This window comes from Paenibacillus sp. TSA_86.1 (assembly GCF_052691815.1).
The window spans coordinates 30200-47600 of sequence record NZ_JBQZGE010000011.1 but is presented as its reverse complement, the minus strand read 5'-3'; the positions used below and the strand labels follow the sequence as shown (position 1 = coordinate 47600).

Annotated in this window: 17 protein-coding genes; 2 read left to right on the top strand and 15 right to left on the bottom strand. The window is 48.0% G+C overall.

What is annotated here, in order from left to right:
* Positions 1 to 28 precede the first annotated feature (28 nt).
* Together ACUTVW_RS19175 and ACUTVW_RS19170 are read right to left on the bottom strand one after the other, a co-directional pair.
* Positions 29 to 451: a VOC family protein gene (locus tag ACUTVW_RS19175; RefSeq protein ID WP_445647244.1), complete on the bottom strand. Its 423-nt coding sequence runs from the start codon at positions 449 to 451 to the stop codon at positions 29 to 31.
* A 536-nt stretch (positions 452 to 987) separates the two neighbouring features.
* Positions 988 to 1698, bottom strand: coding sequence for a hypothetical protein (locus tag ACUTVW_RS19170; protein WP_445647243.1), 711 nt, complete (start codon positions 1696 to 1698; stop codon positions 988 to 990).
* A gap of 242 nt (positions 1699 to 1940) precedes the next feature.
* Here ACUTVW_RS19170 and ACUTVW_RS19165 point away from each other — a divergent pair, with 242 nt between their 5' ends.
* On the top strand, positions 1941 to 2231 hold the full coding sequence (locus ACUTVW_RS19165; RefSeq protein WP_445647242.1) for a hypothetical protein: 291 nt from the start codon (positions 1941 to 1943) through the stop codon (positions 2229 to 2231).
* A 287-nt stretch (positions 2232 to 2518) separates the two neighbouring features.
* Here ACUTVW_RS19165 and ACUTVW_RS19160 read toward each other — a convergent pair whose 3' ends face one another.
* The 6 genes from ACUTVW_RS19160 to ACUTVW_RS19135 all read right to left on the bottom strand — a co-directional run bounded on the left by ACUTVW_RS19160 (position 2519) and on the right by ACUTVW_RS19135 (position 7465).
* Complete coding sequence (locus ACUTVW_RS19160) at positions 2519 to 3619, bottom strand: Gfo/Idh/MocA family protein (RefSeq protein ID WP_445647241.1); 1101 nt, start codon at positions 3617 to 3619, stop codon at positions 2519 to 2521.
* Positions 3620 to 3729: 110 nt separating this feature from the next.
* On the bottom strand, positions 3730 to 4902 hold the full coding sequence (locus tag ACUTVW_RS19155; RefSeq protein ID WP_445647240.1) for a Gfo/Idh/MocA family protein: 1173 nt from the start codon (positions 4900 to 4902) through the stop codon (positions 3730 to 3732).
* On the bottom strand, positions 4899 to 5819 hold the full coding sequence (locus ACUTVW_RS19150; protein ID WP_445647239.1) for a sugar phosphate isomerase/epimerase family protein: 921 nt from the start codon (positions 5817 to 5819) through the stop codon (positions 4899 to 4901). The genes ACUTVW_RS19155 and ACUTVW_RS19150 overlap by 4 nt, the downstream gene beginning before the upstream one ends.
* A 263-nt stretch (positions 5820 to 6082) precedes the next feature.
* A complete protein-coding gene (locus tag ACUTVW_RS19145; RefSeq protein ID WP_445647238.1) occupies positions 6083 to 6580 on the bottom strand; it encodes a metallophosphoesterase family protein in 498 nt (165 codons plus the stop codon).
* 15 nt (positions 6581 to 6595) lie between these two features.
* Entirely contained in the window at positions 6596 to 7045 is a 450-nt protein-coding gene (locus ACUTVW_RS19140; RefSeq protein WP_445647237.1) for an Rrf2 family transcriptional regulator, read from the bottom strand.
* 42 nt (positions 7046 to 7087) lie between these two features.
* Positions 7088 to 7465 carry a DivIVA domain-containing protein gene (locus ACUTVW_RS19135; protein ID WP_445647236.1) on the bottom strand — a complete coding sequence of 126 codons (378 nt, stop codon included), beginning with the start codon at positions 7463 to 7465 and terminating at the stop codon, positions 7088 to 7090.
* 201 nt (positions 7466 to 7666) lie between these two features.
* Here ACUTVW_RS19135 and ACUTVW_RS19130 point away from each other — a divergent pair, with 201 nt between their 5' ends.
* Positions 7667 to 8233 (top strand): TraR/DksA C4-type zinc finger protein, encoded by a 567-nt coding sequence (locus ACUTVW_RS19130; protein WP_445647235.1) that lies wholly within the window; start codon positions 7667 to 7669, stop codon positions 8231 to 8233.
* Positions 8234 to 8595: 362 nt separating this feature from the next.
* On the opposite strand, the gene ACUTVW_RS19125 is transcribed toward ACUTVW_RS19130, so the two are convergent.
* The 7 genes from ACUTVW_RS19125 to hrpB form a co-directional block, all read right to left on the bottom strand.
* Positions 8596 to 9345: an ArsR/SmtB family transcription factor gene (locus ACUTVW_RS19125; RefSeq protein ID WP_445647234.1), complete on the bottom strand. Its 750-nt coding sequence runs from the start codon at positions 9343 to 9345 to the stop codon at positions 8596 to 8598.
* Positions 9346 to 9432: 87 nt separating this feature from the next.
* A complete protein-coding gene (locus ACUTVW_RS19120) occupies positions 9433 to 10689 on the bottom strand; it encodes an MFS transporter (protein WP_445647233.1) in 1257 nt (418 codons plus the stop codon).
* Positions 10690 to 10956: 267 nt separating this feature from the next.
* The gene (locus ACUTVW_RS19115; RefSeq protein ID WP_445647232.1) at positions 10957 to 11973 is read right to left on the bottom strand and encodes a Gfo/Idh/MocA family protein; all 1017 of its coding nucleotides are present in this window, start codon (positions 11971 to 11973) and stop codon (positions 10957 to 10959) included.
* 2 nt (positions 11974 to 11975) lie between these two features.
* On the bottom strand, positions 11976 to 12350 hold the full coding sequence (locus tag ACUTVW_RS19110; RefSeq protein ID WP_434751590.1) for a helix-turn-helix transcriptional regulator: 375 nt from the start codon (positions 12348 to 12350) through the stop codon (positions 11976 to 11978).
* Positions 12351 to 12554: 204 nt separating this feature from the next.
* A complete protein-coding gene (locus tag ACUTVW_RS19105) occupies positions 12555 to 13727 on the bottom strand; it encodes an acyltransferase (protein WP_445647231.1) in 1173 nt (390 codons plus the stop codon).
* A 305-nt stretch (positions 13728 to 14032) separates the two neighbouring features.
* Positions 14033 to 14641, bottom strand: coding sequence for a general stress protein (locus ACUTVW_RS19100; RefSeq protein WP_445647230.1), 609 nt, complete (start codon positions 14639 to 14641; stop codon positions 14033 to 14035).
* Between the two features lie 166 nt (positions 14642 to 14807).
* The gene (gene hrpB, locus ACUTVW_RS19095; protein WP_445647229.1) at positions 14808 to 17342 is read right to left on the bottom strand and encodes an ATP-dependent helicase HrpB; all 2535 of its coding nucleotides are present in this window, start codon (positions 17340 to 17342) and stop codon (positions 14808 to 14810) included.
* Positions 17343 to 17401 lie beyond the last annotated feature (59 nt).

Below are 17401 nucleotides of genomic sequence, written 5' to 3'. Positions count from 1 at the left end.
TCTTCGGGCTCCTCAATTCTATAGCTTTTTAAATTGAGCCAAAAAGCTTCGAGCGCTGATTTTTAACTTCGTGCTTACTTGCCCACTTTCTTAAATCTTGTACGATCATAAAATCACTCGTTTCATAAAGTAATTTAAGCCTAACAAATGGATCTATTGAATCTCTTGTCCCAAATGGAACAGGCTCTATTTCAATCGTTTGAAGCCATTTCACACTCTCTCGAAGATCTTCGTAACTCACGCGAAATGCGATATGCCTTAATGATGGATGGTAAGATGTTTTATGCTCTTCGCCCTGCCATAGCCCCACCCAACTCTTTTCTTTTTCAATCCAGAAAAAAGCTGTATCTTCCTCTCTCCAAGCCAGCTCTAATCCTAGTTTAGAGTAAAATTTAATAGATTGTTTTAAATTGCTTACGGGTAAATGTGCTTCATATAATCCAAGTATCATTTTTTCTCCTTTCGATCTTGCCAATTTCAGATAACGTTTCTGTAATCTTGAACCCCAAAGGGGTTGTCTGCTGAAATTCCTCTTAATCCATCCGCAGACCAAGGCTCCTAAGGAGCCGTAGCGTGAATATAATGTTATACGGAGAACCGAGCTTCAGAGCTAAACCTAGAGTTCTTACTCTTCACCCATTTAAGTGTATTGACTCGATTTGCTCTCTATCAAAATTTATTATTAATATGTGATCAAGGAGCAAAGTGTCCCCACAAACGATTGTTGCACCATAGTCATCACTGCTATTGAATGTTATATCTACACTGTATACTTTTATTTCATTAAACCAATTCATATATACCTTTTCTCTAAGTTCATTCTCATAGTAGTTACGTAGTACAGTCTCACACACAGTAAACCAATACATATAACTCTCAATCGTATTTTTTATTGTTTCTAACTGGAAATCAATGTGTCACCTGAACCTCTTCCTCGAAATGCCTCTGGCGACCAAGGGGCCAATGCCCCGCAGTAGGAATGTGATGTTAGGTGATTTTATCAGACAGCATAGAATTAGCTCTCAAAAATTCTTTAGTTCTTTCGTTATATTCCTCCCATAAATAATCTTTGTTTTCAATAATTAATTTTGGTATATTCCATTCTTCAATCAATGACTTAATAAATTCTTGATTCGGTTTCCAATCTCTTTCAGCTTCATCTAATCCTTCTTGAGTATGTAAAGAAGCTATCCATTCTACACCTCTTATCTTACCAATTATTTCCCAATTTCTTCTAACATTTAATTGATAGATATAAACGAGAATAGGATTCATGTTTCTTAATATATCTACTAATTTACTAAATAGTTCTTCAATCTTTAACCGGTCCATTCCCCTGTTATATGCAAAACTTAATGTATATTGAAATAATACACTTTCGATTATAATAACTTCCGATTTATTTTTATGGGATTCTACAAAACTATTAAACAATTCAACTACTCGATTAAAATAATACTCTGCTTCCTCTTTATCTTTTAAGGTCGTAAATTTACGCTCCCATATAAATAGTGGGTGATTTTCAGTTAATTCATGATAAAATATATTGTTTATTTCTTGCTTATCCAACTCTTTAGATATCATTTCCGAAAGCGTTGACTTCCCGGATCCCGGTATTCCATCTACTATGATTAGTTTATGAGTCATTATATATTTTTCCTTCTTTCTGATAATTTCACCTAACGTTGTCGTATTCATGAACCCCGAAGGGGTTGTCTGCTGAAATACCTCTTCGAAATCCACCTCGCAGACCAAGGCTCCGAAAGAGCCGCTGCTTGAATATTATGTTATAGGATGGATCCATCTTCTTCGAAAACTCCTACAAGGTAGTATTATTCTCAACTCTTTAAATCTTCTCTCTTATTTCGTTTTCAATCTTCTTTTTTTTTTCGATCTCCCTATTCGTGTTATAATAACCTTCAAGAAAGGTGTGGTTATTCGTGGAACAAACCCTTAATCAGATTCTTCAAGAAATTCAAGCCCTCAGACAAGACGTTCAAAAATTGAGTCAGAATCAACTTCTCTTAGATCAGAATCAAAAACAAATGTCCATTCAAATCAATAGTATTTATCAATCCACTGTTCGATTAGAGAATGGACAACCTAAAGACACTTTTGCTCTTTTAGAAAAAATCCATCATAACTTTGTAGATAAAGATTCTGAAGTGGCCGCTTTGAATAAACGGATCTTTCGTTTGGAATCAGAGTTCGAAAAATTTAATAGACAATGATCATTTATAGTCATTCAATTTGATTGACTTTATTTTTTTGTGTTTTCGACCTTTCCTATAACATTATATCTACGAATTTCATATATACCCTTCATCTCAACCTCATATGCGAACTACATCTAATATAACCCAAATTGTTCCATCTGCGAAGTCAAAATAGAGAAAAGCAGTCCCTTCACTGCGTCGTTTGTTAGTACGAACTAACAAGCGTATCTACAGTTTCAATAGGACTGCTTTGCCTTATCTAAAACCTTACTGCCTCATACCTATCATCTTATTCCATACTCCTAAACCTTACTTCCCACACTCCATACCACGCGCTCGCTCATCGCTTTATGCTGGGCGATCAAGCAGAGTTCTGCGGCCTTGAATGCATGCTCCTGTGTCATTGCCGTCTCGGTGCGATCCAAACAGTCGCGAATGAGTTGACCGAAGAATGGATAACCGACTTTGCCTTTGACATTGTATCTGAATTCACCTTCATGGTTGACCAGATACACCTGATCCCCTTCCGGCTCGCGTGCAATGTCGATGTACTTGCGCAGCTCGATGTAACCGTCTGTGCCGAGAATTACAGTACGTCCATCGCCCCATGTGCCAAGGCCGTCCGGTGTGAACCAGTCTACGCGGAAGTAACCGGATGCGCCGTTATCACCGATCAGGGAAGCTTCGCCGAAATCTTCCAGTTCCGGGAACTGTGGATGATTGAAATTGTTGACCCGGCTGAAAGCTACCTGTGCATCACTACATGACGCAAAAGTCAGGAACTGCTCAATCTGGTGACTACCAATGTCACAGAGAATGCCGCCGTATTGCTCATGGTTGAAGAACCAGTCGGGACGTCCTCCCGCGTTCAAACGGTGTGGCCCTGTGCCCATGACTTGAACTACTTTGCCGATAGCACCTTGTTCAATGAGCTGTCCCGCATAGATTGCACTTTCCACATGCAAACGCTCACTGTAATACACCATGTATTTCTTGCCCGTGCGCTTCACTTCTTCACGCGCCAGATCTAATTGTTCCATCGTGGTGAACGGGGCTTTGTCCGTAAAATAATCCTTCCCTGCTGCCATGACTCTCATGCCAAGTGGTGCACGATCTGACGTAATAGCGGCGCTTGCTACTAACAGCACCTCATCATCCGCGAGCACTTCCGCTTCCGATGCGGCGACCTGTGCCTGAGGGAACTGTTTACGGAATGCATCCACTTTAGCCGGGTCCGGGTCGTACACCCATTTGAGCGTAGCTCCAGCCTCCAGCAGTGCGCCTACCATGCCATAGATATGTCCGTGATCCAAAGCCACTGCTGCGATAGTGAACTCTCCCGGTTCGCACACGACCTCTTTTGTAGCACTTTTGGGTGCATAAAACATTCCGTCTTTCGCCATGTTATCCCATCCTTATTAAAAGTTATATTCAAACGCATATTGATCAAGTTTGAAGTTCAAAGGTCATCCAAGTGTGCCGGGTAAATCTCCAGTTGAACTTATCTACATCATCATTTGAAAGTCTTGCTCAGATCGGCAGGCTGCCCACCCGCATACGCCTTGTCTTTCTTCGTTGTTGAATTGGCAATGCGCTCCTGCAAGTGCTCATAGAACAAGTCTTCATTAATCGGCAGATCAACCCAGTTATCCGTCCAAGTGGACAGCAGCATCGCGTTGGATAACGTTAAGCCGTGAATACCATCCTGCCCGGGAGCGATCAGCGGTGCGCCTGTGCGAATCGCATCAACCCAGTTACGGATTAAACCCGGATGTCCTGTCTCTATGCCCGTAATCGGCACATCACATTTCCAGCATTCGGGCTGTCCGAATCCTCCCGTAAAACGTTGATTGAACTCCCGCTCCGATTCACGCAGCCGCCAGAAGGTGAGCTGTCCGTCTTCGATGACGATTTTACCGCGGTCGCCGCTGACCTCAAAGCGGTTCGTTCCTGGTGCTTCACCCGTGGTGGTTACAAACACACCGGTTGCTCCATTTTCATATTCCACATAGGCAGTCACATCATCTTCCACTTCAATGTTCCGGTATTTGCCGAAGGCGCAGAAGGCACGCATACGCACAGGCATCATGCCAATCGTCCACTGCCATAAGTCCAGCTGATGCGGGTCTTGGTTAATCAAAACGCCGCCACCCTCGCCTGCCCATGTTGCACGCCAGCCGCCGGAATCATAATAACTCTGGGAACGATACCAGTTGGTAATAATCCAGTTGGTACGCCGCACCTCACCAAGCTCACCTGATGCAATCAGGTCTCGCAACTTGATATAGAGCGGATTCGTGCGCTGATTGTACATAATGGAGAACACTTTACCGCTTGCGGCTGCGGCTTCGTTCATTTCCCGCACCTGCTTGGTATAGACACCCGCCGGTTTTTCGATCATTACATGCAAACCATGTCGGAATGCCTGAATCGCTTGTTCAGGATGATCATAATGCGGCGTAGCCACAATAACAGCATCAATCGTTCCCGAACTCATCATCTGCTCCGCATCCTGCCAATACGTTACGGTGGACGGAAGGTTACTCGTTACCCAGCTCCCCATCTCTTCTCTCACATCACAGACGGCTACCAGCTCCGCACCCGGCACTTCTCCAGCCACCAATGTTCTGGCATGTGACGCTCCCATATTTCCAATACCAATGACCGCTACTCGAACGATACTCATGCTTGTTCCTCCTCATGTACGCGACGCTCAATTTCTGCAAAAACGTCGGCAAAATGCTGCAACATCGCTCTGGAATCCAAAGCTCCGCTAAAATCTTCAATGCCATAATAACCGTCATATCCAACCGCTTTCAGATCACGTACCATCTGCACCCAGTCCACCATACCTTCCGTAAGCGGAGCCCAGTGGCATTGCCAAGATGTGCTCAACAATTGTTCAGAGCCGCCGCTTCCAGCCAACGATCTCGCATCTGATGTATTCCCGGAGTTCTCCTTGTACCAACCCGCATTTTTCACATGCACATGGGCGAGATACGGTCCAAGCAGTTCAAGTCCCATCCGATGGTTCTCGTATCCTTCATGCACCATATTACCTGGATCATAGAGCACGCCAACATGCTCGGGATTCAGAGATTGCACAAGGCGATACGCAAGGGATGCCGTGGGTGCAATGGTTTGATGATGTGTTTCAATGATCGCTTTGATGTTGTACTGTTTTGCCATATCCTGAACTTCACTTAGATAACGAACGGCCTTTGCATATAACTCTGGATAGGCTGTTTTTCGGTCATAACCGGGAACTCCGACACGCATCATGGAAGCACCGAGTTGAGACGCAGCCTGGAATGCTTGCTCGGTTGCAGCCATGTCCCCGCAATTCAGATACGGCACAAGCGCAATAGACTGTCTACCTTGAGCCAAGGCTGCTTCCCGAAAAACAGGAACCTGTTCCGGCCATTTATCCGGATCAATAGAGCATCGATTGTTTCTCCAGAACGAAGGCTGTTCGGACAACGCATCCTCCGGTATTCCGCGATATCTCCACTCAATACCATCGATTCCCGCAGCCGCAGCTGCGGAAGCTAGCTCGGTTGCATCCAGATCCGGGACAGCAACGGTGAATATGGACAGTTTCATGTTCTTGAACCTCCCCTTTATGTAAACGCATTCATTTTATGTCGTAAACGCATTGTATCACTCTCTTAGACACTGCCATAGAGCAGAATGCAAACAGATGAATGACAGATAACAATCCGCACATATTCCCCATTCAGAGATAACCCTGAACATCCCAATCATGTTGCCTCACTAAAAAAAGCATCTCCAAATCAGAAATCCATTCTGATCAGAGACGCTCTTCATATGAACGTATTCAAGCAACTTATCCATACAAACGCAATCTATTCCCGGTCAAAAAATACATGCTCGGCCTGCAGTTTCCCATCTTCTGCCGTCATAATTCCGAACGAGAACCGCTTCTGGAATCGGCGATCTGTAGGTGAACCCGGATTAAATACAAGCAGGTCATCTACGGTATGCATTACCGGAATATGTGAATGTCCGTAAATCACCGCATCCAGCCGCTCTCCATCAAAGGTCTGAATGGCGTTCTGCTCTGTACCACCTGATCCACGGTGACCATGCACAAGTCCGAGCCTCAGCCCTTCTGCCTCAACAATACGGGAAAAGCCAAGTTTCTCCCCGATCTCGGATGGATCTGTGTTACCAGCGACGCCCTCAACCGGAGCGTATTGACTTAACAGCTCATACACGCTCCAGTCTGACCAGTCTCCCGCATGAAGAATAAGATCCGCACCTGACAACGCGTCTACCAGTGGTACTGGCAAAGTCCGTGCTCTTTTGGGTAGATGTGTGTCGGAGATGACTATGATTTTCATGTGACAACCACCTTCCTAGTTAGACTCCTGATTCGCCTCTAATTGCGCAGTTTGCATCTGCTGTGAGCAAGTACGCTCCATATCTTTAAGTGTGATCGTTGCAAAAAACTGCTCCACCTTGGACTCTGCGATCTGATACAAATTCGTCAGCAGGCCGTCCATCTGAATGCCCACTTCGCAATTGGGATTGCAGCCTCCATGAATCGGGAACAACGGCCCCTCATCCTTGGCAGCTTGATAGATCATATCAAGTGTAATTTCACTGGATGGCTTCGCCAGATAGAATCCTCTTGTGCCTGGTGAAGAGTTCACCAAGCCTGCCTTTTTCATGCCTCCCAGTATACGTCTGACAACGACAGGATTGGTATTTACGCTGCCCGCAATTTCAGCAGACGTAATTCGTTCAGGCGCGCTGATAGACAATAACAACAAACAATGCACACTGACCGAAAAATGAGTACTCATGGTTAACCACCTTTATTTAATATAATCCCGGATATGCCAGTGTTATTCTCTAAACAGATCCTGTTCAGGACGTGCTCTGACTTTGAGCTGACGCACTGTATATTCCAGTTGCTTCACAATCTCATCCAGTTGTTTACGATCAATCTTGTTCGGATCCTCGACAGGTTTGACCGAATTCTTCAGATCGCGAATGGTCAGCTGCTGTTCCTGCCATTTATCCATTAAATCCGCAATATTGGCATAAAAGCGCTCGTAATCCTTAATCACCAGATCCAGGTACGCATCTACCTCGTCCGGGTCATAACCCCGAAGTTTATAATTGAACTGTTTCTCATGAATAGATAGAGCATCCAGCTGTACACCCAGTTGTTTGAACAATTGTCTCTGTTTGTCCAATCTTCGTTTCATATGTTCATCCATCTTGACACCCCTCCATTATAGCCGAGCAGCGGTTCTATTCCTTGGAAGAGAACACACGGCAATTTCTCTCTCTATTTTTTATAACACATAATTCATCAGATATAAAACGAAACGGCCCGATCCCGTTCAAAATGATTGCTTCACTTGCTTTTCGGGTAAGAAGTCACTACAAACCCTCAAGCGGGAAAGGAGCATGTCCTTATGAGTACATTAACCCAAGATCAACATAAAGAATTACAACAAGCGTTGCTGAAACAGCGTGAGGATCTGCAACGTCATTTCGAATCCAGCATGGAGGACGGCGCACCAGCTGAGTCATTTAAAGATTCCACAGGTGAGTTGTCCTCTTATGATAATCATCCGGCAGACGCAGGAACAGAGACATTTGAACGAAGCCGTGACCTCGCCATCGACGATACATTAACCAATGAGTTTAATCAGGTCAATGATGCCCTCGAGCGCATGGAAGAAGGCACATATGGAACCTGTAGTACGTGTGGCAAGGAGATTCCTTTTGAACGTCTGCAAGCCATACCTTATACCGCCTATTGCATTGATGATACTCCCAATCGGGACGTAAGCAATGATCGTCCTGTTGAGGAAGAAGTCATGACGATGCCGCCGAGTGGCGCCGGAGAAGGGAGACAGCGTAATGCCGGCAAGTTTGACCAAGCGGAGGCATGGGAAGCGGTCGAGGAGTATGGTACATCCAATTCCCCTGCGATGGCCGCCAAACGTGATGTCAAGAACTACGACGAGAACATGTAAAGTAGCAAGTAATCCTGCCTAATCCAGATTGTGCAAATTATTGGGTCACCGAGGTTGCTAAGCAGAGTAATTATTGTAAACATGTTATTTAAGATTGTTCAGATTGCTTAGATCGTTCCCCGTGTGTTAGGACATTCAATAGTCTGGAGAAGCTTGATGATACACGCTGCCATAAAACAGACTCTCGCGATTGTATAACAAAAAGCCGCCAATGGCGGCTTTTTTGCTATGACTCCACGCTGCCCTATGTTCAACAAACTTCCTACATTAGTAATGAATTTACAGTTCCTACTTCTTACTCGGTCGCCTATATCCTGGATTAGAAAGAACTAATCTATATGAGTTTGATACAGCCATTCAAGCTATTCATCTGTAGACTCCGAAGCCTTAGGGCTTCCAGAACGTTTGTCTCTCTTCGCCGTACTCGGTGTACCAGGCGGTATGTCCGATGTTTTGGGTGCCTTGGCAGATGCCTTGGAAGCAGAATCTTTGTCCTTTTTCTGTACCGTTGCCTTCTTCTTGGACCCGGAACCAGCCTGCGGTGCAGCTTGAACTTCTTTGGACATGGCCGTGAATAACTGAAAAACTTGATGATCGGATGTCTGACCCTCTTTGGTTAGATAGGGTTTGCATAGCTCGACAATGTCCTGATATAACTTCTCTACTTCGTCCGCCGTAGCGTACAGCGTCATGTCGGATATAAAACGCTTTTCCTGCTTATCATGCTCTGCATGATTCATGAAACGCTGACGGCTCTGCTCAAACATCTCGTTCAGCAGCTTTAAGGTCTCGGACCGAAAAACCTGCTTCAATGGTGAATTCTCATCTTCTTCATCCTTGTGACGCAGATGAATTTCACCCGAGAAGGGTTCATAATATTTGGCGATAATGCCGTTGATTTCACGGGTCGATACCATGCTGAGGAGGCCGATCTTCTCCAGCTTTTTCACATGATAATGCACCTTCGCAGGCACTTCTCCCATCAGATCCGCGATTTCCTTCACGGTGGACGGTCGGCCTTGGCGATTAAACATATTCATAATCTGTATCCGGTAAGGATCAGAGTATATCTTGATCTCTTCAATCGTTGAAAGTACTTTATGCTGCTGCATACCTGAATCCTCATTTCCGGGGTACCTGCCTGCCCTTCGTTCCTTATATTATACCGTTCAGACAGGACTTCGGTCAAAAGGACTCACTTACATCTCCTGACGAAAACTTTTGCTGGCAAGCAGCAGAAGTGCAGACAATCCGAGCAGAACACCAAACAGAATGAACAGGATCGGCATCGAGAACCAGTCTGCAAGAACACCGGACAGAAGACTACCGAGCGGCGAAACACTTAACACCAGCATACTTTGCAACGCAGATACTCTGCCGAGCATATGGGAAGGAGTAACCTCCATCAGATAAGAAACCAGCGGTGTTGTCGCAAGCGGAATGCCGAGACCCATAAGCAGACAGAACACACCTGCAACTGGAAGCTGAAATGACGTCATGTAAGCTGGAAGGGCAGTCAATGCGTACCCGCAACCAAGCATAACAATGCCGGTGACGACCAGCACACTTTTGCGAAAACGAGCCCCGTTTTGTGACATCCACAGACCACCAAGCACGATGCCGCCAACTAAAAGCCCACTAAGCAGGCTTAACCCCCATGCACCCGCTTGCAGTGTTTCCATCACGTAAGGTGTGCGCAGCACATTAAATGGCATCAGGCAGAAGTTAACCCAAGCGAAGAGCGTCGAAGAGACCAATAACAGCGCATGTTTACGTAGAAAATGAAAAGCTTCCGCCATATCGGAGATTATACTCCTGGCGCCAGAGGATATTGCCCGTGGTGACATCCATTCCGGATAGTCCACCCGGCTCATCAGGATTGCACTCACCGCAAACAAGGCGGCGTCGATCCAGATCGTCCATGCAATGCCCATGGTTGCAATTAAGGCTCCGGCCGCAGCAAGTCCTGCGAGTTCAGCAAGCCGGGTGGCCGATGAGGTCATCGCATTACCCGAAAGCAGCATGGACTGAGGCAGTAACCTCGGAACGCTTGATACCTCCGCAGGTGACGTAAAACATTCCAGCAAGGAGTTCAAGATGGTGACTACGAATAGATGCCATACTTCAAGCTGACCCAGAGCGAATAAAAGTGCGGTAATACCAACCAACACTCCCCGACCGGTGTTGGTCATCACGATGACTTTTTTCGGGGATAACCGGTCAACCAGCGCTCCGGCATACAAGCCAAACAGGATATTCGGCAGAAAATTAACCGCTAGCAACGTTCCCATCAGCACCTTCGAACCGGTCAAAATATACACCATCCAGCTATACGCAATCGAATCGATGGAATCCCCAAACCGGGACACCATCTTACTCAACATAAATTGGATATAGGGTCTGATCCGAATTAATTCCCCCAACCCTTGTTTCCCAGCCACAGCACCTTCGTTCATCTCTCTCCACTCCCTGAAGTTAAAATATTTTTCATGTTAATATTATTTTAACGGGGTTTGTGGAAAAAGCAATACAAACGTGAAAATATTTTTAACGTTGGATTAAAAATAGGCTAGGCTGCATTGTTCAGCTGATCCAGGCATACAAAAAAAGACTCTCATCATTAGTGATGGAGTCCTTTAAAAGTCATGTATTTTATGGATTAGCCTTCAATTTATCAGCCATCCGTCCAATGTCGTATCGTTACAACCAGCTTCAGCAGTTATTCAGATTGGACTCTGATCCACCAGCACCCGTTGACGCGTGCGAGCAGATTCCAGACAGGCATCAATGACACGCATGTTCCGAATCGTGTTGTCCGGACCGAATGGCAACGGTTCTCCCTCAAGGGCCGCCGTCGCAAACGTCTCCACCTGAAGCACATACGAGTTGGATACCGAAACCCGTTCCTCCCGGCTCACCGAATCGGTATGAATGATAATCTGAGGCGGAATATCGCTATTCTCCCAACCGAACACTTTAGGCAGCTCAATGCGTCCTTCGGTTCCGAGAATCTCCATCTCGGCCCGTCCGGAAGCCCACATGCCACAGTCGAAGGTCAGGGCAACCGAGTTCGGAAACTCGATCAATCCCGATGCCATCATATCAACGCCGTCATGTTCCTCCGAGAACAGCGCATGTACGGTAACGGCCTCTGGCTCCTGTCCCAGATACATCCGGGCAGCAGAGATTGGATACACACCGAGGTCAAAGATGGAACCGCCGCCCATATGTTTTTTGAACCTCACATTTTCCCTGTCATCTGCGGTATTACACGTAAAATTTCCATGAATGGCTCTGACCGTTCCAATCTCGCCACTCTCGATAATCTCCTGCACCCGTCTGTGCTTCGGATGATAGCGGTACATAATAGCTTCTGAGAACAAAACGCCATGACGTTCACATACCTCAATCATCTCCATAGATTCCTTGGCATTCAAAGCCGCGGGTTTCTCACAAAGCACATGTTTTCCTGCCTCAGCAGCTTTAATGGTCCATTCTCTATGCATATGGTTCGGCAAAGGGATATACACCGCCTGGATGTCCGGATCAGCGATAAGTTCTTCGTAACTACCATAGGATCTGGCGATATTCATCTCTTCAGCCAACGTTTCCGCTTTTTCCTTCGAGCGACTGGCAATCGCCAGCACTTCACCGCGTTCGGACTGCTGAATCGCAGGAATGACTGCATTTCTGGCAATCGTTGAAGTTCCCAGTACACCCCACTGCAGAGGTCTGTTCATGCTCATCTTCCTTTCGTACCGTAATTATCCTCTTCTGCCTTGTGCAAAATACCGAGACAACGATCCAGATCTGTTTTCACCTGTTTCTTGTACAATTCTGCTTTGGCGGCGCCATCATCCGTAAAGTGATAGAGAACGATCTCCTGAAAATCCACTTTGGGATCATTGCCCTTTAATTTTTTGGTTCGATAGAATATTCCCTGTTGGACTAGCTCATGTAAAGCCCGATATACCTCACTTTGAGGTGGCACATATCCATAATCTTTGAATTCCTGCTTCATCGCTTCCAGCATCTCGTAGCCATAGCCTCTGTGCTGCTCCACCATCGTTATAAGATAAACCTTGATAAATGCCCGCTGTGCAATCATAAAAGCCATGCCCGTTCCCTCCTGTCAGAACCTGTCTATCTCTCATTATAAAACATATGTTCTGATCCTGCCATCTGGCTCCTGATCTTGCCCTTGTCCTTGTCCTTGTGACGGACTGCTATAGAGAATAAGCAAGATGAAAGATGGATTTAAACGGCTGGAGTAAGAAAGCAAAGACGTTTATTATTATGAATTTTTCATATGATGATATATTCACTTTGGAGTCGAAGCAGTCGCTTTACTGACTTGCGTGTGCTTGGGCACAACGCCCACGATCCATTTTCCCCATTTCAGACGGGAGATCAGCCAGGTCAGCATACAAGACACCCCAAGTGCTACAAGCCAAGTGACGATCATACGTACCGATGGATTCCATCCCCAAGCCACGTATAACCATTCGTCTGGGATGTAACTGTAACGGAGGACCAGGATATGCATCAGATAACCTCCATACGACATGCCACCGATCCATCCCAACCAATGGAGAACTTGACTTTGATGAAGCTTGCCAGCGAGTTGGTACATGACCATAATCGAAGCAATCAGGAACAGAATCATATCGGGCCTGATCAGGTTGACGGTATAAAAACGGATTTGAAGTCCTTCGGGTTGCTGAAACTCCAGCATTAATAGATAAATAAACCGTAACCCCAGGGTGATAAACACCGGCCAGTATACCCAGCGCAAACGAATAATCCATTCCTGCCAGCGCTGAACGGAAAGTCCTGCCGCCGCACCAAGTACAAAATAAAAGAAAAAGTAGATGAAATTACGGTCTGCATAGGCTGTAAAGGCATCGGTTAGCACCGGAATTTGCAGCCGCTCCATCCATCCGGCAATGTTCCTTAATTGATCGGATAGAACCAGAAACAAGACGCCTGAGACCAGCAGTGCGATCATTCGTCCCTTGGCTTGGTAACGATGGTACACGTAACGAATGCCACGCAGAAATAACGGAAAAAACACATAAAACTGAATCAGCATAATAATGTACCAGAAATGCGAAGCCGTCTTCCCCGTCACCAGTTTCAGAGCGAGATCAGGGATGTCCTGCCAGCCAAATTCTGCCCAGTTACGCGGAGCAAGTATAAAATAAATGAGAGTCCAGACCACATAAGGTAAAATCACGTCCATTACTCTTTTGCGCATAAACTGGCCATATTGCAACTGGTCTCCTGTGTTGTAGAACAGCACCATCCCGGTTATAAATATAAACAGCGGTACCGCAAACTTAGCGAGCATCAGTACCAAAGCCAGCACGACGCCATCCTGAAGTCCCGCTTGCGGAACCAGGGAGTAATGGGCAATGGAATGCTGCAGCACGACGGCTGCAAAAGCGATTCCTCTCAGTGTTTCGATTTCAGTAATGCGTTCTTTGCGAGGCAAATCACTCAACCTACCTTTCTTGTTTATCCTGGCATATGCAATCGTGCTTGCCCTGCTGTTGTATGTATTGGTATTCCCCGCCTGACAATGTAAAAAACAATGCTCTGATCCTAACATTGCTGTACCTGTAGAGACTCAAACATCCGTATGGTCAAAAACCGGCCTCCTCGGAGGAGACCGGCTGTAGTCCATTTTATAGATCACATGTATCATTTCACTAGTTCAAAGCCGCTAATGATAATGAGTCTACATGTGTTCTCTGTATTCACTCTCATGTGTCCCTTCCACCGACTGGTTTATCGGCTTTATAAAAAGGTATTGTTGCCGAAACGAGCAGCTTTGGTCTGCGCTTCCATGCGGCGCTCTTCCATATCCAGATCGGAACGAGCCTCAGCAGTGTTCACATCTTCACCGTGTACGGGGTCGATGTTCGAATGAGTCTGACGCTTCAGGTTGAACACATCGTATACCGTACTATCCCGGTCGGATGAATCAACCAGCAACAGAATTTTACCATTCTGCACATACTCCTCATACTCTCTCGCATCTTCTTCCGGAATGCCCAGCCCGACGAGTCCACCAACGAGTCCCCCGGCTCCTGCACCTACAGCTGCACCTGTGAAGGCCGCTGCAATGGGTCCTGCAGCCAGAATCGGACCGATCCCGGGAACAGCCAGCGCACCTATTCCGGCGAGCAATCCAGCTACGCCTCCAAGTACACCGCCAGTGGCCGCTCCAGCTGCTACCCCCTCCGGCGCTTTCGTACCGGTCTCTTCCCGAATGGCCTTCAGCTCATCTCTATCCTGCGTAACAACAGATATTTCATCAGACGTAAAACCTTCTGCTTTCAAACTATCAATAGCCTGCGATGCCTCACGTTCCGTATTAAACACACCTACGATTTTCTTCTTCATAGTGAATACCTCCTCATCATTTTGAGTGGTTCGCTTCGCTATGTTATTACCCGTCACTCCTTCTTTCAAACGTTCCCAGGCCGATAATTATATGCATAAATACTAATTTAGGTCCAAAGAACGAGCTTCACAAGAACGGGTAATGAAGAGACTGAAGTGCATCTTTTTACCGCGGTTTTGCCCGATTCGTTGCAATCGCTTCAAGGGGATTATCCGGCCAATAATGCTTCGGATAACGCCCTTTCAAATCTTTTTTTACTTCAAAATAGGTCTCGCGCCAGAAATTGGCTAAATCCCGTGTAACCTGAACAGGACGCTGCGCTGGGGATAACAGATGAAGTGTGACCGGAACCTGCCCGCCCCCGATGCATGGTGTCTCATGTTGACCAAACATCTCCTGTAATCGAACAGCCAGGATCGGATCTTCCGGATTACTGTAGTCCACCGGAATACGTGAACCACTTGGAACCCGAATATGGGTAGGAGCCTCTTCATCCAGTTGCTGCCGCTGCGTCCAACTAAGTCCGCCCAGAAGCACGTCATGCATCGATAGCCTCTTCAGATCAGCCGCGGAGCGCATGCCTGTTAAATAAGGTCCAAGCTGCTCGGACAGCTCATCCGTCAGATGATCCTCAATCAGATCAGGCCAGTCCGGCAAGTGCAAATGCAGAAAACGCATGCGATCCGCAAGTTGGCGGGATGTTTTGCTCCATGGCAGGATGTCCGATCCTTCCAGACGGATCCCTGATATAAGGGCTTCAAGCACCTGATCTTCTGGCGGCTTCACAATGGTGCTTTCCTTGATGATCAACGCTCCGATACGCTGCCGCTTGTGTGCCCGCACACTTTTCGTTGTGCGATCCCAAGCCACCAGCACCTCTTCGTGCAGGAGATGCTGTGCGGAACGCAGCATCGTCTGCTCCTGCACTGGCGCAGCCAGCAGGATGCGCGCATCTGCGCCCTGGTCGTCTGCCTCGGCTGCGACCAGATAGGCGGAACGGCTCAGCGACTCTGTTGCCGCGAGCCGTACCCCTCGGCCGCTGCTCAGCAGATAGCGGCCGTCCTCCCGGCGTTGCCCGATCCGGTCCGGATACGCGAAGGACAGCAGTAATCCACAGCTGTCCTCATCCGGCCGCACCGGATCGGCCGCCGGGCTGCCGAGCGCCGAGCGTAGCTGGCGGCTCTCCTGCAGCATGCGCCGCACGGCAGCGCCGTCTGCGCCAGCTGCTGCCGCTTGCGGTATGGCGCTGCTGCGGCCTGCGGCCAGCAGCGCTTCCACGCGCGGGCGCAAGTCCGTGCCCGCGCCGCCAGCACTTGCGCTGCTGCTGCGAGAGCCAGCGGGCTCCTGCAGCAGTGCCGCCAGCGTGCTGGCATAGCTGGCCAGCCCAAGCTCCGCCGCGCGGAGCAGCATGCTGGCCAGCCGCGGATGAACGCCAAGCGTGTTCATCCGCCGCCCAAAGGGCGTGAGGCGGCCTGCGTCATCCAGGCCGCCCAGCTGGCGCAGCAGCGCCTGTGCCTGAGCGTAAGCCGCATCAGGCGGGGTGTCCAGCCAGCGCAGCTCGGCCGGGGACTGGACACCCCAAGCGGCAAGCTCCAGCGCCAGCGGCGCAAGGTCCGCGGAGGTGATCTCCGGGCGCGCTGCTTCAGGCAGCGCGCCATGAGCCTCCTCGCTCCATAGCCGGTAACACACCCCCGGGGCGATACGCCCCGCACGTCCGCGCCGCTGATCGGCGGACGCCTTGGATACCGGCAGTGTCACAAGCCGGCTCATGCCCGTCCTTGGCGAGAAAGCCGACGCCCGGCTAAGCCCGGCATCCACCACCACTTTGACCCCCGGCAGGGTAAGACTAGACTCCGCTATGGAGGTGGACAACACGACCTTGCGCCAGCCATCTACAGCAGGCCGGATCGCCTCATCCTGCTTCTCCGCAGACATACTGCCATATAACGTATGTATGTTCACCTGTGCAGGAAATGAAGCTTGCAACACTTGCAACAATTCCCGTTCGGTACGATGGATCTCTCTCGCCCCAGGAAGAAAAACCAAGACATCTCCCTCTTCTTCACTCAATGCTCGAATGATCGTGCGAGCCGTCCAGTTCTCTAATTCAACTGCCGCAGGTTTAGGAACATATCGTGTCTCCACCGGAAACGTGCGCCCGGCACAGTTCACCACGCGGGTTTCTTCTCCCATCAAACTGCAGACCGGATCCGGATCAAGCGTAGCCGACATCACAAGCAGTTTCAGATCAGGGCGCAGCATCGCCCGGGATTCCAGCGCCAGTGCCAGTCCCAGATCCCCATGCAAATGCCGTTCATGGAACTCGTCAAAAATAATCATCGCCGTATCCTCAAGTCCCTGATCCTGCTGCAACATACGGGTTAACACACCTTCAGTGACCACTTCGATGCGTGTAGCCGGACTTACCCGGGTATCCATCCGTACGCGGTATCCAATTGTCTGTCCTGTCTTTTCACCCAGCGTTGCTGCCATTCTCGATGCAGCCGAACGGGCTGCGAGCCTGCGCGGCTCCAGCATGATGATTTTTTTGCCATCCAGCCATGGCTCTCCCAGCATCGCGAGGGGTACAACCGTTGTCTTTCCTGCTCCCGGCTCTGCAATCAAAATACCTGTGTCCTGATCACGGAACCATTCCTGCAATTCCGGAATAACCGCTTGTATTGGTAAATCAGTGTACATATCATCGCTCCTATGGGATGTCCTACCACTTTAATAAGACGATAAGTTCAATATTCGAA

What these genes read in the sequence shown, in the direction of transcription:
- ACUTVW_RS19125 (WP_445647234.1), bottom strand. Translation starts at nt 9,345, where the DNA reads ATGCAGCAGCATAAAGTACTTTCAACGATTGAAGAGATCAAGATATAC.
- hrpB (WP_445647229.1), bottom strand. Translation starts at nt 17,342, where the DNA reads ATGTACACTGATTTACCAATACAAGCGGTTATTCCGGAATTGCAGGAA.
- ACUTVW_RS19110 (WP_434751590.1), bottom strand. Translation starts at nt 12,350, where the DNA reads ATGGCTTTTATGATTGCACAGCGGGCATTTATCAAGGTTTATCTTATA.
- ACUTVW_RS19100 (WP_445647230.1), bottom strand. Translation starts at nt 14,641, where the DNA reads ATGAAGAAGAAAATCGTAGGTGTGTTTAATACGGAACGTGAGGCATCG.
- ACUTVW_RS19120 (WP_445647233.1), bottom strand. Translation starts at nt 10,689, where the DNA reads ATGAACGAAGGTGCTGTGGCTGGGAAACAAGGGTTGGGGGAATTAATT.
- ACUTVW_RS19135 (WP_445647236.1), bottom strand. Translation starts at nt 7,465, where the DNA reads ATGGATGAACATATGAAACGAAGATTGGACAAACAGAGACAATTGTTC.
- ACUTVW_RS19170 (WP_445647243.1), bottom strand. Translation starts at nt 1,698, where the DNA reads ATGAATACGACAACGTTAGGTGAAATTATCAGAAAGAAGGAAAAATAT.
- ACUTVW_RS19155 (WP_445647240.1), bottom strand. Translation starts at nt 4,902, where the DNA reads ATGAGTATCGTTCGAGTAGCGGTCATTGGTATTGGAAATATGGGAGCG.
- ACUTVW_RS19145 (WP_445647238.1), bottom strand. Translation starts at nt 6,580, where the DNA reads ATGAAAATCATAGTCATCTCCGACACACATCTACCCAAAAGAGCACGG.
- ACUTVW_RS19175 (WP_445647244.1), bottom strand. Translation starts at nt 451, where the DNA reads ATGATACTTGGATTATATGAAGCACATTTACCCGTAAGCAATTTAAAA.
- ACUTVW_RS19160 (WP_445647241.1), bottom strand. Translation starts at nt 3,619, where the DNA reads ATGGCGAAAGACGGAATGTTTTATGCACCCAAAAGTGCTACAAAAGAG.
- ACUTVW_RS19115 (WP_445647232.1), bottom strand. Translation starts at nt 11,973, where the DNA reads ATGAACAGACCTCTGCAGTGGGGTGTACTGGGAACTTCAACGATTGCC.
- ACUTVW_RS19140 (WP_445647237.1), bottom strand. Translation starts at nt 7,045, where the DNA reads ATGAGTACTCATTTTTCGGTCAGTGTGCATTGTTTGTTGTTATTGTCT.
- ACUTVW_RS19150 (WP_445647239.1), bottom strand. Translation starts at nt 5,819, where the DNA reads ATGAAACTGTCCATATTCACCGTTGCTGTCCCGGATCTGGATGCAACC.
- ACUTVW_RS19130 (WP_445647235.1), top strand. Translation starts at nt 7,667, where the DNA reads ATGAGTACATTAACCCAAGATCAACATAAAGAATTACAACAAGCGTTG.